Genomic DNA, 14044 nt, shown 5'->3' on the forward strand with positions numbered 1-14044 from the left:
TTTTTTAATAGGGAAGCAGGCATGGGTTGGCTCAAATCGAGACGTTTGCATTACTGGCTCGGCGCAACAGCGATCGCGTTTATGCTGTTCGCACTGCTGCGGGCGGTGTTCTTTATCGGTTTTTCCGGTTTCGACGCCAACGCCCTGAGCGACGAGAACGTCCTGACAACCCTAGGCATCGGCTTTCGTTTCGACTTGCGCCTGGCCATTCTGGTCATGCTGCCGTTGGCGTTGCTGGCCTGGATTCCCCGCTGGAACCTGATCGGCAGCCGCTTCCTTCGCGTCCTCGCCCGCGTGTACTTGGTCGCCATCCTCAGCGTTGTGCTGCTGATCTACATCATCGATTTTGGCCACTACGCGTACCTCGGCGTCAGGATCAACGCCACGGTGTTGCGCTTCATCGAGGACGCGCAGATATCCCGTGACATGGTCTGGCAAACCTACCCGGTTATCTGGATTTCCCTGGGCTGGCTGGCAACCGTCGCCTTCGTGACATTGGCCCTGGTGCGTCTGGAAGGCGTCACGCTGGACCGCCCGCGCCAAGCCATTCACCCGTTCTCCGCGACCTGGGGTGGCGCGTTGATGGTGGTGCTGGTGCTGCTGGGTATTCTGGGTCGCGTCGAACACCTGAACCTTGAAAACCCGGTGCCGCTGCGCTGGAGCGATGCGTTCTTCTCGGGTAATAACCAGATCGCCGCACTGGGCCTGAACCCGGTGATTTTCCTCTACGACACGGTCAAGGTCGGGCAGTCGCGCTACGACGAAGCACAGGTGCGTGAGCATTACGCCGTCATGGCTAACTACCTGAGCGTCGATCAACCCGATCCGCAGACCCTGAACTTCGTCCGCCACCAGGCACCACAGCCCTACAAAGTACCCGGCTCGCGGCCGCCGAACGTGATGTTCATCATGCTGGAGTCGCTGGGCACCAGCGCCGTCGGCGCCTACGGCAACCCGATTAATCCAACGCCCAATATCGATCGCCTGACCACGCAAAGCTGGTTCTTCAAACACTTCTATGTGCCAGTGACGGGCACCGCAAAAACCGTCTGGGCCAGCATCAGTGGCGTGCCTGATGTTACCCGCCACGAAACCGCGACGCGCAATCCACTGATCACCCGGCAAAACACCCTGATCAATGCGTTCACCGGCTACGAGAAGATTTACACCATAGGCGGCAACTCCGGCTGGGCCAATATGAATGCCTTGATCAGGCAAAGCATCGACGGCGTTCGCCTGTTCGACGAGCGCGACTGGAAGTCGCCGGTGGTGGATGTCTGGGGGATTTCGGATCTGGACCTGTTCAAGGAAACGGACCAGATCCTGCAAGCGCTGCCCAAAGACAAACCGTTCTTCGCCTATGTACAAACCGCCGGCAACCATCGCCCCTTCACGATCCCAAAGAGCAATGACGGGTTCGAGGTCAAGCACCCGAGCCTGGAGCAAGTGCAGGCCGCTGGCTCGCGCAGTGTCGAGCAATACAACGCCGTGCGCCTGCTGGACTTCAACATCGGACGCCTGATGGAAATCGCCAAGGCCGGTGGCTGGTACGAAAACACCATTTTCGTGATGTTTGGCGACCACAATACGCGTATCGCCCAGATCCCTTTCCTGGCACCGGCCTATGAGCAATTGGGTTTGGAAAGCAACGCGGTGCCGATGATCATCCACGCACCCGGCCTGATCGGGACGCGCAAGGTAGAGGAAGCGGTTGGCCTGGTGGACTTGCTGCCCACCGTCGCCGGCATGGCCGGCATTGAGTTCCGCAACAGCGGCATGGGCCGTGACATCCAGCAGCCAGCGCCCGAAGGCGAGCGTGTGGTGCCATTGGTGTTGCGCGAAGGCACGTTTCCGTTGATAGCTGGCGTCACTCAGCACTACATGGTGCAGATGGAGCACGACGGCAGCTCGCCAAGTCTGCATGACCTGGCCTCACCAACGCCACTGGACAACGTCGCCGAACAAAATCCCGAAGAGTTCAAACGACTCGCCACGTTGACCCGCGCCATGCATGAAACCTCACGGTTGATGCTGTACCAGAACGTGCGCAAGTAACATCCGTAAGCCCGCTCCTGGGGCTGCCGAAGGCTGCGATCTTTTTGATCTTGAAAATCAAAAGATCGCAGCCTCGTTTCTCTCGACAGCTCCTACAGAGTTAATCGTAGAACGGCTCAACCAGCGCGCGACTGCCGACAAAAAAACTGTCGGCAACCAGTCGCAAGGGCTGGAGATCCATGTCACTGGTTTTGCCAGCGATCAACTGTTGAAAATGTCGATACACCGCCGCGTACTCGCCCTCCTCCGATACGGCTTGGCGAACGCCGTCGATACTCAACAGGGCGCCACCGTTGTCCAGTCGCAGGACGCCTTCAGCGCAGCGAATCTCGATGCTCCAGAGTTCGTCATGACCGTGGTCGAAATCGAACTCCGCGCGTACATCAAGGCGTTTCGCGTCAGACATCTTGATCGAAGCCGCAATCGGCGACTGGCAGTTGCTGGGGACGCGCAGTTCGGCAGACTCCACAAACAACGGCAGCGCCAACAGATGGGTAGCAATCGACAAGGCATTGATGCCCGGATCGAACACGCCCAGGCCACCAGATTGCCAGATCCACGCTTGGCCAGGGTGCCACTTGCGCACGTCTTCCTTCCAGTCGATCTGTACGCTTTGCAGGGTGCGACTGGCCAGCCAGGCTCGTGCGGCCTCGATACCGGGTGCGTAGCGAGAATGCCAGGCGAACAAACCGCTGACGCCTTGCTCCCCGGCTTGAGTGACCAACGCCATCGCTTCGCCCAGCGTGGCACACGGCGGTTTCTCGACCAGCACGTGTTTGCCCGCGGCCAGCGCTTGTTGCACCAGGGCGAATCGACCTTGCGGCGGTGTACAAAACGCAATCGCATCAACCTGCGGGCCGTTTTCGAGCAACTCGCTCAAGGACTGAAAATTCTCCACCCCGGCGCACGGCTGCCCTTGCGTTGCGACGGACACCAATTGGAAAGCGGGGTTGGCTTTGATAGCTGGAAGGTGTTGATCCTGAGCAATCTTGCCGTAGCCCACCAGACCGAGACGGATCTGTTGCATCGTGACTCCTGATTTTTTTGTACTTGTGATGGAAAGCGAACGGGCAAGATTACGTTCGAATCGCGGGGAAGTCATTGATGACGTGTTGAAGCTCTGTCCGGCAGGCGACATTCCGCGTGGATTGCTCGACTGCCGGCGATAAGCGTCAGAGGGTCCGCCAGTTTCAAACGAAGGACCGAGTAGACACCCTTTTGTTTGTTCACCGAATTGACCGGCCCGCCGCGAGACGAGTGATCGATGAAGTAGCTGTCGTCCGGTTCGGGAACATGTTTGTCGGGGTTGAACACATTCTGCCGCTGCGGCAGAAACGCCACTGAGTAGAAGTCGTCTTTCTTGCTGCCGCTGGCATTTGCGCCCACCACCAACTCATCAACCCGAAACTCGAAACTCGAAACTCGAAACTCGAACACAGGAGCGTCACAAATCTGTCATCCCTGCACGCTAACCTCGCAACTCTCCCGCACTTCCCCCCGACATAAAGCCTCACTACAAGGTGCCAGCCAAGGTGTCCTCAACTCCGTCCCGCCAGCAAATCATCCTCAGGTCCAACGACATGTGCAGCGATGACTTCGGCGCGCTGTTCGCAAAAATGTTCGGCAACCGCTATTCCGATACCCCGCCCTTGCCCTCGAACATCATCATCGGCGGCGTCTACGGCCGGCACGAAGGTGTCAGTTTTCGCCGCATGCATTACCGTGGCGACTTCTCGGTAAACTTTCCCGACCCCCAGGACGAAATCACCTTCGTCATTCCTACCGCCGGCAGAATTATCTTCAATCACCTCCGCGAGTCGGTAGGTGATTCACAGGTCGGGCTGGCAATCGACAAGGCGCAAATTCGTTCGATGCGTTTCATCGACAATCATGCGCAGCACGGGATGTCGATAAAGCGGACGTTGCTCACTGAACGATTGTCGACGCTATTGGGAAAGCCCATTGTTGAAAGGTTGGTATTCGAACCTGTGGTTGATTTGAAGGTGTCGGTTTTCCAGGGCATCAGGGCATTGATTGATCTGGCCACCGGAACCGAGTTCGATGCGCTGATCAACAGCGGAACACTGATGCCATCACGGCTGCGAGAGATGCTATTGGACGCGGTGCTGGAATCCTGGCCGCATAATTTCACGCAAGCCCTGCAACGGCCTGCTCCGTTGATCGCGCCACGGCATGTGAAGCTGGCGGTTGAGCACATTCAGGCGCACCCCGAGCATCTGCTCAGCGGCACGGATCTGGCCCGATTGACTAATGTGAGCCAGCGGGCATTGCAGGAAGGTTTCCGGCGATTCGTGGGGAGCTCGATTGTGGCGTACCAGCGGCAGGTGCGTCTGCAGCGCGCCTACGAAGCGCTCGGCCAACGCGATTCGCCTTCCGTGACGGCAGTGGCGTTGCGATTGGGCTTCAGCAATGTCGGCAGGTTTTGCCAGTATTTCCAGGGCGCCTATGGCATCAGCCCCGCGGACCTGAAATCAGGGCTGCGCACGCGAGCGGGACAGTAAGACCCAGGCCGCCAAACGATAGCGGCCCGAACCCGAAGTGCTTCGTTAAAACAGATAACTGGCCTTGAGCCCGCCACTGAAGCCGTGGCTGTCCCCTCCACCGCTCGCACCCACTTCGGCACCCACGCTCAGTGCGCCGAGATTGGCCATGAGGTTGACCCCTCCGGTGAACTGATCGCGGTTATCGAAGGCGGCGCGCTGTTCGATATCCAGGCCCAGCAGGTGCCCTTCGCTATCGACCTGATGATCGCCGAGCACATGCTCATAGCCCACCTGGATACCCGGCACCAGTTGCCAGGCGCCCATGCCGGTCGGGGCAAATGCAGCGTTGAGGTTGGCTACGGCACTGCGGCGAGTTTCGTGAATGCTGTCGACGTCGAGGGCCAGCTCACTGCCCTTTTCCTGAAAACCCGACAAGTTCAGATGGCTGACGCGCACGCCGAGGCTCGGTTCGAGCGTCACGCCGCTGACCGGCATCCGGTAGCCCAGTGCCAGGGTTGCCCCGGTGAGATTGCCATGGCTTTTGCCCTTGGCGGTGCCGAGGCCGCCGCCGAGATCGCGCTTGCTGTCGTAGTCAACGTAGCCGGCGCTGGCGTCGGCATCGACAAACAGCCCGCGTTCCAGACCGTCCGCCGCGAAGCGCGCGCCCATGCTGAAGAAGGTAAAGTCGGTATCCGCCTCGCCACCCGCGCCGCCGACGTTGCCCTTGCTGTAGCCCAGGCCGGCATGGGCGCTGAGTTGTTCGGAGAAGCGCTGGGTCAGACCGACCATCATGCCTTGGCTGTGCTCGTTGCTGCTCGATACCTGGGACGAACCGTCGGTGCCCAGGTAGCCCGCCAACGCGGTTGACCACAAGCGGTACTGGCCGACCTTGAGATCCGTGCCACTGGCAAACGGCGCAGCAGCCTGGTCGATCATCGCGCCCTGGCGCAGCAGGTAACTCGCCGCGTCGGCGTGCACCTGGCCGCCGACCGTGGACTCGACGCCCGCAAGGTTGCCCGAATCGATGGCCGACTGCAGATAGTAGTTGTAGTCGCTGTAAGTGCCCGACAGGCTGCTGTTCTGCAGCTGTCGCAACAGTTGTGCGCCGGCGCCGGCGTTGCCGAGCAGGTCCGCCTGGCCAGGCAGACTGTTGAAGTAGACCATCTTGCCGCGCAGCACATAGATCGTCTCCTGGGACAGACCCAAGCCTTGCTTGAGGTAGTTATCCATGCTGCCGTACTGCGCAGTCACCTCGTCCAGGCCGGCTTGCAAGTAGCTTGCTTCCACACCGAGCAAGGGCGCATAGACCGCTGCCATGCTCGCCGGCATTGCCGCCAGAGTCGCCTTCATGCGCGCGGCGGTGTAGTCGTTGGTGGCGAGGTAATTGCTCATGATGGTGGCACTGTCGACCCCGGCAATGCTCAGCAACACGGCGGCGGTCCAACCGGTTCGGTCCTTACCGGCGGTGCAATGAAACAACGCGGCACCGTCGACACTGGCCAGTTCATTGAACAGCCTGGTGAACTGGCTGCGCATCCCCGCGTCACTGACAAACGCCCGGTTGGTTTGCTGCATCATCGCGATGGCATCGGCCGCACTTGTGAACGAGACCGAGGTGATGTTCGAACCGGACGTGGTGCTGCCGATGATGTCGATGTTTTCGTAGGTCGCCCCGGTGAGCATCGTGTCGGGTGTGCCGGCAATCTCACTGGGTGTGCGCAGGTCGTAGACTGCCGAGATGCCCAAGGAATTCAGCGTAGCCAGATCCGCGGCAGACGGGGTCAGCGCGTTGGAACGATAGAACACGCCGCTTCGCATCGTGCCGTCATGGGCCGTGGAATAGGCGGTGGTAGTCCCCGCGACATCACGGAAGTTATCTATGCTGCTCAGGTGGGGAGTATCGAGGACGATCGTCTCGGCAGCCTGGGCAGTGGCGATGGACACAGTCAAAACGGACAGCGAGCACAAAAGACGTGGAAACACAGTACAGCCTCATTGATCGAACGATGGGCTGGCTACTATCTGTAATGAAGTAATACCAAATATGACAAATTGCGTTCGGAGGAAAATCAGCGCGTGTTTGGTCCACCGCGTTCGTTTTTTGTCCGTGGGGGTTATCGTCTGCCGCAGGCAGCTATCTAAAATGGGTCGATTTCAGCCTTTCGCGACAGGCAGAAAACGGCCCGTGCCAACGGTGAACGCCGCCATCAAGAAATCGATAGCACTTTTCACTCGCACCCACCTCCAATGACATGTGTGTTTCTCCTGACAACCTGGAGGTCTATATGTCGATTCGCAAAATCGTTCTACTTTCCTGTCTGGGTTTGGCACTCGCTGGGTGCGCTGGCTCAAGCCAGGAGCCCCCTCCCACCACCATGCAAGTCGACCTGCAAAAATACCAGGGCACCTGGTACGAGCAGGCCAGGTTGCCTATGTTCTTTCAGCGCAATTGCCAGCAGTCAGAAGCGCATTATGGTCTACGTGATGATGGTCGCATTGACGTCATCAATCGTTGCAGGGAACAGGATGGCGAGTGGAAAGAGGTACGCGGAATTGCCGAATCGCAGCAGCCAGGTAAGACGGACAAACTGTGGGTGCAATTTGATAACTGGTTCAGCCGCATCGCACCAGGAATAACCAAAGGTGAGTATTGGGTGCTTTACCACGACCCCGCCTACCAGTTCGCACTGGTCGGCCACCCGAACCGAGAATATCTATGGGTGCTTTCACGCACATCTGAAATTAACGGCGCCAACCGCGAACAGCTGCTAAAGATTGCCCAGCAACAGGGGTATGACACCAGCAAACTAATCTGGCGTCCGGCAGATCCGACCAAGCCCTAGTCAGCTGGGCTACTTAAACCCTGAGACCGTTGAGGAAATGCACATGCTCAAGATATGGATAATGCTGCTATGCATTGGTCTTGCGAGTTGCAGCCGGGTGGACGTGCATACCTACAGCCAGGAGACGCCCACGCTTGAGTTGCGCGAATTCTTCGAGGGCCGGGTCGAAGCGTGGGGTATGTTTCAAAAGCGCTCAGGCGAGGTAACAAAGCGCTTTCATGTGGTGATCAATGGCCACTCCGAAGGCCGCAGGCTGATCCTCGACGAGTCGTTTACCTACAGCGATGGTACTACGCAAAAACGGGTGTGGACGCTAACCCCTGCTGGCCCTGGCCAATGGCGCGGAACCGCTGGCGACGTGGTGGGCGAGGCGCTTGGCGAGGTGGCAGGCAATGCATTGCGCTGGAAATATGTGCTGAACCTTCCGGTGGATGGCAAGGAGTACCAGGTTCACTTAGACGACTGGATGTACCTGATGGACAAGAACACCATGATAAATCGCTCGTTCATGAGCAAATTCGGGGTGGAGGTCGGCCAGATCACCTTGTTCTTCCGCAAGCAGCCTTGAGGTCGCGGGTGACTGCTTCAAGATGACACAGCCACGGATGATGCTGTAGACGTTGTCGCTGAACCGCTGATGGGCCCGTGAAGGATCTTTCTTTGGATCAAGCAGCGTGTCACAGCAGCACTGAGCAAGAGCCATGTGAAACCCCAGCGGCTGCCAGGGCTTGATTCGATGCAGGTTGACCCGTACTGATGAACGGGCCCTTTTGATGTTAAGTGCCGAGTCAGTCGTCCTGATCTATCTGATCAAGAAAATCAACGTCATCGTCTTCTTCGTCAACAATGGCCTGAGCGTCCTCTTCACCCCATGACTCGTCATCATGAAATTCATGATCGAGCAGGTGGTCGTGCTCGGGCTCTGGAATATCTCGTTCTTCGCTCATGACTTACCGAAACAGAAAATGGAAAAAACCGACTGTATATGCAGATCCATTCCCTGCGTCAACGTACACGACGCAGGCGTATCCAAACCAGCCCGATCAACAACTAGGGCACGCCCAGACTGACCCGAGACGGCACGTCATAGAACTCATCGCCGATCAGTGCCGAAAGCAACCAAAAGGGTTTTAGCGGATCGTTGAATACAAGTCTATCTCGAAATTCCAAGCTAGCCCCAGGTCAAACGAATGGGACAATTGGCTCTCCCAATCTATAAATTCTCTTCCCAAAAAACCGGCGGTCAACCTGCACGATATAGGTTGAATCGAGTAACAAGGGGAGTTGGGCGAGGTGACGTGCCTCACATTCGAGCCACCTATCCGGATCAGATACGGTAAGTGAGGTTACAGAAAGATGTCCCCTTCAGGGGACATCCTTCCAAGCGCTCCGGTTTAGAGTGGCTCGAAGACAAGACTTGTCCCCGATAACAATAAACCGGGAGCCGCCGGACCATGCATCAGCCTCAAATCGTACCCCATCAATCTCTGTATTTTCCCTATCAGGTTTATCCTGCTTTCGTACCGTCCCCAAGCATCGTCAATCGCTCGCCCGTTGCGATTGTGGGTGCTGGACCTATTGGCCTGACGCTGGCTCTCGAACTGGCGCGCTACGGTGTACGAAGTATCGTTCTGGCGGCTGAGCAGCAAGTCTGCGAAGGCAGCCGCGCGATTGTGTTCACCCGTCGTTCCATGGAGATTTTCCAGCAGGTGGGGGTGTCCGAGGTGGTGACCGAGCAGGGTCTACCCTGGCGTTTCGGCAATTCGTACTACCGCAGCCAACGAGTTTTTCGCATGGAAGCACCGGTCGACGAGCATGATCGTTTTGCACCGATGACCAACTTGCAACAGCAGTACCTCGAGCAACATCTGGTGGAGGCTGCCCAGGCACAACCGCTGATCGAATTGCGTTGGGGCAATAAAGCCATCGTTATCGAGCAAGGCGTCGACGGTGCGGTATTGCAAGTCGATACCCCGGGCGATACCTATAGCCTGGAGGCCGATTGGGTGGTGGCCGCCGATGGCGCCCGCTCCGGAATGCGCTCGTTGCTGGGGCTCAAGCTGGAAGGGGCGTCCTATGAAGGGCGGTTCGTGATTGCCGACATCCGCATCAAGCTCGATCTGCCGACTGAGCGCCTGGCATTTTTCGATCCCGCCTGGAACCCCGGCAACACCGTGTTGATGCACCGCGAGCCCGGCGACATCTGGCGCATCGATTACCAGTTGCCCGTGGACGAAACGCCCGAGCAGGCGCTGCACCCCGACTCCTTGCGTGAGCGCATTGAAGCGCAACTGGCGATGCTCGGTGTCGAGAACCCGGTATGGGAGCTGGATTGGAGTTCGGTGTACTCGGCCCGGGCGCTGACCCTGGCGGAGTACATCAACGACCGCGTGATTTTCGCCGGAGACGCGGCGCACCTGTTACCGATTTTCGGCGTGCGCGGGGCCAATACCGGCTTCCAGGATTGCCACGACCTGGGCTGGAAACTGGCCCTGCACATCAAAGGCCTGGCCGGTGCCGGACTGCTGGCTTCTTACAGTGACGAACGGGTCAAGGCTGCTCGTGAAATCATTGAAGAGGCAGGCAAGAGCACGCGATTCATGGCGCCGCCTAGCCGCGGTTATCGACTGTTGCGCGATGCAGTGTTATCGCTGTCGTTGACCCGGGAGTTTGTGCGCCCGCTCTATCACTGGCGGACTTCAAGGGCTCACGATTATGCCGATTCGCAACTCAACGCGGTGAACGACGATAATCAATTGTTTACCGGCGGGCCGCGCAACGGTGCACCGTTGCTGAATGTACGTCTGGCAGAGCAGCACTATCTCTTCGATGAGTTGGCGCCCGCTTATCATTTGATTTGCTTCACTGACGCGGCGGCACTCGATGTCGAAGTCGTTGCACAAGTCCAGGCGCTGCGCCGCCAAGGACTGCCGATACAAGTGATCGCGATCGCCATGAATGGAGTCCTGCAGGTGCAACACGCCGACCTGACCCTGACCGATTGCGACAATCTGTTCAGCACGCGTTACGGCGTGCAGCACGCAGGCGCCGCCTATCTGGCGCGCCCGGACCAGCATGTCTGCGCGCGCTGGTTGCATCTGGATGGCGAGCGTTTGCGCCATGGATTGAACCAGGCCCTTGGCCACAACGGGAGTGACCGCCCATGAGCCAGTCAATGAACGTAACAGACCTCGAACGCGCCTATGACCGACTTGCCGAGGCGATTGATCGTACGGGTAACGACAGCGAGTTGTTTCTGGTCAAGCTGGCACTCCTGGCGGCCGAGGCACTGAACGATGCCGAGCGCTTCGACGCACTGATCAGATGCGCCGGACAAGACCTGTAAAGCTTCGCGCCAGCCAATAATTACAAGAACAGGATCACCCCTATGCCATCTCGTCCTGCTGTGCCCCATGGCGTGGAGGCCGGCGCTCAACCGCCGGTCATTGCCAAGGTTTCGAAACGCCTGCTGTGGTTTCTTTTCATCTGCTTCGTTTTTTCATTTCTGGACCGTATCAACATCGGCTTCGCCGGGCTGACGATGATGGACGATCTGGGTTTGAGCAGTACCCAGTTCGGTATGGCAACGACGATTTTTTACCTGGCCTACATCGCCTGTGGCATCCCCAGCAACATGGCCCTGGCGAAACTCGGCGCCCGTCGCTGGATTGGCAGCCTGATGATTGCTTGGGGACTCGCGTCGACAGCCACCCTGTTTGCGCATGACGCAGCCAGTCTGTATTGGTTGCGTGCGTTGGTTGGTATCACCGAGGCAGGATTTCTGCCCGGTGTGCTGTTGTACATGACGTTCTGGTTTCCAGCAGCTTACCGAGCTCGTGCCAATGCGCTGTTCATGATCGCCATGCCGTTTACCGCGGGCTTTGGCTCGGTATTGTCCGGTGCCATTTTGGGGCTGGATGGCCACTGGGGCCTGGCAGGCTGGCAATGGCTGTTTCTTCTTGAAGGACTACCCAGCGTCGTACTCGGTCTGGCGGTGTACGGTTATCTGGATGATCAGCCGCGCAAGGCACAGTGGTTGAGCGACGATGAGAAGCTGCAGTTGGCCAAGTTGATCGAGCGTGACCGTCAGGTACCGTCCCCTCACGCTCACTGGGGACGTGAGCTGCTGTCGCCATCGGTGATTCTGTTCTGTCTGGTGTACTTTTGCCTGGTCAACACCTTGGCGATGATCGCAGTCTGGACGCCGTTGATCGTCAAGAGCTTCAGCACTGGACAGAGCAATACGCTGATCGGATTGTTATCGGCAATTCCGCAAATTTGCACCATCATTGGCATGATCCTCTGGGGCCGACACTCGGACCTGACCCAGGAGCGGCGTTGGCACCTGGCGCTTCCAATGCTGCTGGCTGCAACAGGCTGGTGTTGCACGGCCCTGTCGAGTGAGCCGATCGTGCAGCTGGCCGGGGTCTGCATGGCGGCGACGGGTTCCTATACGGCCATGTCGATTTTCTGGACCCTGCCGGATCGCTCGTTGAGTTTTCAAGCCAGGGCGGTGGGCATCGCGGTGATCAATGCAGTGGGTAATCTGGGGTCTGCCCTTAACCCCTTAGTGGTCGGCTGGCTGAAAGACCTTACCCATACCTATACCGCCGGTTGTCTGTACGCTGCGCTGCTGTTACTGGTGGCTGCAATGCTGGTACGCACACTGCCCCACGAACGCCAACCTTCATCACGTGAACTCATCCCCGAATGAACCACTGGCTGCTTACCAACGTTTACCATCAGAGCCCATTGACGACGGGGGAAATTGCTCATCTATTGGCTCGGGTAGGCGAGGACTGCCGAACCTGGTTGGCGGCAGAGTTACTGACCCTGCTACGGGGTGAAATGCCGCTGGCTCAATGTACAATTTTCGCTTATCCGCAAGGCCAGGAGCCGCAGGTGTTGTCGTGCTCCGATCAGGCAAGACTTGTGCAGATATCGCGCATTTCCAGGGACTACGTCGAGCGTTTTCACAGCCTGGACGGCAACCGCCAAGCGATGCTCGACCATCGGGCAAAATACGGCGGCGCGCGAATCCTGGCTCAGCTTCAATCAGTTGAAGACATCACCCATCGTGACTATCGGCGGGTCTGCTACGAGCAACCACAAATATCTCAGCGCATGGCCTTGCTCAATCATCAGGAAGAAGGCGGGGCCTGGCTGTCGATCAACTTCTATCGAGGTCGTGAACACGGCAACTTCAATCAGCGCGAGATTGAATTTATCGAATCGGTTGCGCCGTTACTGATTCAAGTCACGCGATTGCACTATCGCGCTTTTATCGAAGCCAATCAGATGCCGTCCTTGTTAAGACAGCGCGTCGAGTTACTCTTTCCCGAACTCACTCGTCGGGACCGTGAACTGCTCAGGCATTTGCTCAGTGGCCTGGGGGCGGAAGACATTGCTCCCCTGATGGGCATCCAGCGCTCAAGCGCCGCTACCTACATCAAGCGACTTTATCGAAAGGTGGGCGTCAGCGGCCATCGAGAATTGCTGGGGCTGGTAGTGAGAAGTCGTTGGTCCTGAACGGGCGTCGAATACTGAGCATTGGCGAAAAACCGCGAGCCTGAGCATCTTTCATTCACCGCTAGCCAAGGGTGGCTATTGCGACTTCGTAACTTGCGTGGCAAACGTTCAGGTATTTGAACAACTAATTCGCTGGGAGCAGCCACATTGGAATTGAGACAACTGCGCTATTTCGTAAAAATCATCGAGCTTGGCAGCCTGGGGCGTGCGGCACTTGAGCTGGACGTTGGTGTGTCAGCCCTAAGTCAGCAAATCTCCAAGCTGGAAAGCGAACTGTGCACCCGTCTCCTGAATCGAACCTCCACCGGTGTGACGCCCACTAGCGCCGGATTTGCGTTTCTACACCATGCTCAATTGACGCTACGCCAGGCGGAAAACGCCATCATGGCCGCCCATCGCGGACGAATGAGCGGTTATGTCAGCGTCGGCCTACCTCCGACTACCGCGACAGTGCTCGCGTTGCCGTTGATCAACGCAATGCGCGCCCGTTATCCGGACATACAACTGCATTTGGTGGAAATGCTTTCCGGCCACTTGGCGGCGCAGCTCAACGCACGGCAAATTGATCTGGCCATCCTGTTCCAGCTCGAAGGGGGTAAACGCTGGAGCGTGACTCCTCTGCTGGATGAAAAGCTCTTTGTCATTGCCTCGCCCAGCCTGCCTCAAGCGCCTTCTGGTGACAGCGTGCAGTTAGCCGACCTCGGCGGTCTGCCGCTGGTGATGCCCAGCGCGCAACATGGGTTGCGCTCGGCATTAATGAGCGCGTTCGAGCGGGTCGGGCTAACACCTAATGTCATTATGGAAGTCGAGGTCTCGCTGTTTTGATGAACGCGGTTCGGGCCGGTCATGCGGCAACGATACAACCGGGGGCGGCCGCTGCATTGAAAGACGGGTCCGGACTTTCGCTGATCAGGATTGCCGATCCCCATGTGGGCCGGCGTAATCTTCTGGCGACGCTGGCTGACGACGAACTCTCTCCGGCGGCGCTGGCAACGCGGTTGGTCATCGTCGATGTGGCGCGACAGTTGGTCGTCGATAAACAGTGGCCTGGAGCTACGTGGATAGAGGGGATAGAGGGGATAGACGCGTAATCCTCCTTCAACCCCGGGACAT

Annotated in this window: 11 protein-coding genes and 2 pseudogenes; 9 read left to right on the plus strand and 4 right to left on the minus strand. The window is 58.1% G+C overall.

Annotation, left to right across the window (positions count from 1 at the left end):
* Nucleotides 1-21 precede the first annotated feature (21 nt).
* Nucleotides 22-2055, plus strand: coding sequence for a sulfatase-like hydrolase/transferase (locus ABVN21_RS11495; RefSeq protein WP_339552199.1), 2034 nt, complete (start codon nt 22-24; stop codon nt 2053-2055).
* 100 nt (nt 2056-2155) lie between these two features.
* Here the strand turns inward: ABVN21_RS11495 and ABVN21_RS11500 are convergent, their stop codons facing one another.
* The gene (locus ABVN21_RS11500; protein WP_339552200.1) at nt 2156-3082 is read right to left on the minus strand and encodes a Gfo/Idh/MocA family oxidoreductase; all 927 of its coding nucleotides are present in this window, start codon (nt 3080-3082) and stop codon (nt 2156-2158) included.
* A gap of 125 nt (nt 3083-3207) precedes the next feature.
* Nucleotides 3208-3450: pseudogene (locus ABVN21_RS11505) on the minus strand (TonB-dependent siderophore receptor); the annotation flags it as partial.
* Between the two features lie 185 nt (nt 3451-3635).
* Here ABVN21_RS11505 and ABVN21_RS11510 point away from each other — a divergent pair.
* The gene (locus ABVN21_RS11510) at nt 3636-4577 is read left to right on the plus strand and encodes an AraC family transcriptional regulator (RefSeq protein WP_339552201.1); all 942 of its coding nucleotides are present in this window, start codon (nt 3636-3638) and stop codon (nt 4575-4577) included.
* 45 nt (nt 4578-4622) lie between these two features.
* Here ABVN21_RS11510 and ABVN21_RS11515 read toward each other — a convergent pair whose 3' ends face one another.
* On the minus strand, nt 4623-6542 hold the full coding sequence (locus ABVN21_RS11515) for a tyrosine-protein phosphatase (protein ID WP_339552202.1): 1920 nt from the start codon (nt 6540-6542) through the stop codon (nt 4623-4625).
* 302 nt (nt 6543-6844) lie between these two features.
* Between ABVN21_RS11515 and ABVN21_RS11520 the strand changes: the two genes are divergently transcribed.
* Together ABVN21_RS11520 and ABVN21_RS11525 are read left to right on the plus strand one after the other, a co-directional pair.
* Nucleotides 6845-7402 (plus strand): lipocalin family protein, encoded by a 558-nt coding sequence (locus ABVN21_RS11520; RefSeq protein WP_339552203.1) that lies wholly within the window; start codon nt 6845-6847, stop codon nt 7400-7402.
* A gap of 43 nt (nt 7403-7445) precedes the next feature.
* Nucleotides 7446-7970 carry a DUF3833 domain-containing protein gene (locus tag ABVN21_RS11525; protein WP_339552204.1) on the plus strand — a complete coding sequence of 175 codons (525 nt, stop codon included), beginning with the start codon at nt 7446-7448 and terminating at the stop codon, nt 7968-7970.
* 220 nt (nt 7971-8190) lie between these two features.
* Here ABVN21_RS11525 and ABVN21_RS11530 read toward each other — a convergent pair whose 3' ends face one another.
* Nucleotides 8191-8349 (minus strand): hypothetical protein, encoded by a 159-nt coding sequence (locus ABVN21_RS11530; protein WP_177434454.1) that lies wholly within the window; start codon nt 8347-8349, stop codon nt 8191-8193.
* 507 nt (nt 8350-8856) lie between these two features.
* On the opposite strand from ABVN21_RS11530, the gene ABVN21_RS11535 reads away from it, so the two are divergent.
* The 5 genes and pseudogenes from ABVN21_RS11535 (at nt 8857) to ABVN21_RS11555 (ending at nt 14022) form a co-directional block, all read left to right on the plus strand.
* A complete protein-coding gene (locus ABVN21_RS11535; protein ID WP_339552205.1) occupies nt 8857-10569 on the plus strand; it encodes an FAD-dependent monooxygenase in 1713 nt (570 codons plus the stop codon).
* The gene (locus tag ABVN21_RS11540) at nt 10566-10748 is read left to right on the plus strand and encodes a DUF2783 domain-containing protein (protein ID WP_095152377.1); all 183 of its coding nucleotides are present in this window, start codon (nt 10566-10568) and stop codon (nt 10746-10748) included. The genes ABVN21_RS11535 and ABVN21_RS11540 overlap by 4 nt, the downstream gene beginning before the upstream one ends.
* 42 nt (nt 10749-10790) lie before the next feature.
* A complete protein-coding gene (locus ABVN21_RS11545; RefSeq protein WP_339552206.1) occupies nt 10791-12116 on the plus strand; it encodes an MFS transporter in 1326 nt (441 codons plus the stop codon).
* 218 nt (nt 12117-12334) lie between these two features.
* Nucleotides 12335-12931, plus strand: a complete 597-nt coding sequence (locus ABVN21_RS11550; protein WP_353637239.1) for a LuxR C-terminal-related transcriptional regulator — start codon at nt 12335-12337, stop codon at nt 12929-12931.
* Between the two features lie 147 nt (nt 12932-13078).
* Nucleotides 13079-14022 (plus strand): annotated as a pseudogene (locus tag ABVN21_RS11555) (LysR substrate-binding domain-containing protein).
* Nucleotides 14023-14044: the final 22 nt, after the last annotated feature.

Origin of the sequence: Pseudomonas sp. MYb327, from assembly GCF_040438925.1 — a bacterium.
In the GTDB taxonomy this organism is placed as follows: domain Bacteria; phylum Pseudomonadota; class Gammaproteobacteria; order Pseudomonadales; family Pseudomonadaceae; genus Aquipseudomonas.

Coding starts and splice junctions, on each gene's coding strand:
- ABVN21_RS11540 (WP_095152377.1), top strand. CDS start 10,566: ATGAGCCAGTCAATGAACGTAACAGACCTCGAACGCGCCTATGACCGA.
- ABVN21_RS11545 (WP_339552206.1), top strand. CDS start 10,791: ATGCCATCTCGTCCTGCTGTGCCCCATGGCGTGGAGGCCGGCGCTCAA.
- ABVN21_RS11495 (WP_339552199.1), top strand. CDS start 22: ATGGGTTGGCTCAAATCGAGACGTTTGCATTACTGGCTCGGCGCAACA.
- ABVN21_RS11525 (WP_339552204.1), top strand. CDS start 7,446: ATGCTCAAGATATGGATAATGCTGCTATGCATTGGTCTTGCGAGTTGC.
- ABVN21_RS11530 (WP_177434454.1), bottom strand. CDS start 8,349: ATGAGCGAAGAACGAGATATTCCAGAGCCCGAGCACGACCACCTGCTC.
- ABVN21_RS11520 (WP_339552203.1), top strand. CDS start 6,845: ATGTCGATTCGCAAAATCGTTCTACTTTCCTGTCTGGGTTTGGCACTC.
- ABVN21_RS11510 (WP_339552201.1), top strand. CDS start 3,636: ATGTGCAGCGATGACTTCGGCGCGCTGTTCGCAAAAATGTTCGGCAAC.
- ABVN21_RS11500 (WP_339552200.1), bottom strand. CDS start 3,082: ATGCAACAGATCCGTCTCGGTCTGGTGGGCTACGGCAAGATTGCTCAG.
- ABVN21_RS11535 (WP_339552205.1), top strand. CDS start 8,857: ATGCATCAGCCTCAAATCGTACCCCATCAATCTCTGTATTTTCCCTAT.